Source organism: Bacillus sp. LR--39, from assembly GCF_053613335.1.
Genome location: NZ_JBSIOT010000844.1, coordinates 1 through 722, shown reverse-complemented (window position 1 = coordinate 722; position 722 = coordinate 1). Strand labels below are relative to the sequence as shown.

At 47.9% G+C, this 722-nt stretch carries 1 protein-coding gene; it reads left to right on the top strand.

Features of this window, described 5'->3' with window-relative positions:
• Positions 1 to 722 (top strand): proton-conducting transporter transmembrane domain-containing protein (locus ACWHAR_RS26940; RefSeq protein WP_452088412.1); only part of this gene is annotated, 722 nt, incomplete at both ends.

The window sequence follows — 722 nt, the reverse complement described above, 5'->3', positions numbered from 1 at the left end:
GTACAAAAATTCAGCTGCTGGAATCCCTTAAATATATCGTGTTTAATATCGTATCGTCTGCCCTGTTTGTCATAGGGGTCGGGTTTTTATACGCTGTAACCGGCACGTTAAACATGGCGGATCTTAGCGTGAAAATCAGCGAAACAGGACAAACCGGGCTGATCACTGTGATTGGTGTCCTGCTGCTTTTGGTATTTGGCATGAAGGGCGGAATCTTCCCCCTCTACTTTTGGCTTCCAGGCTCTTATTACGCGCCACCGGCGGCAATCTCCGCGTTGTTCGGCGCTTTGCTGACAAAAGTCGGGTTATATTCGATTGCGAGGGTTTTCACATTGATTTTTATTCACGATACAGCCTTTACCCATCAGCTGATGATTTGGCTGGCGGCGCTGACTGTGATTTTCGGTGTGATCGGTTCACTCGCTTATTCGAATGTCATGAAAATTGTGATCTATAACATTATTACCGCTGTCGGCGTGATTTTGTTCGGTGTAGCAGTACACACCCCCGCATCCATTCAGGGCGCGATCTACTATCTGATTCACGATATGCTGATTAAGGGCGCTTTGTTTATGCTGGCGGGTACGCTGATCGCATTGACTGGAACCGCGAACCTGCATAAAATGGGCGGGCTGATCAAACGCTATCCTGTTCTTGGATGGATGTTTTTCATTTCCGCTATTTCTCTTGCAGGCATTCCGCCACTGAGCGGATTTGTCGGC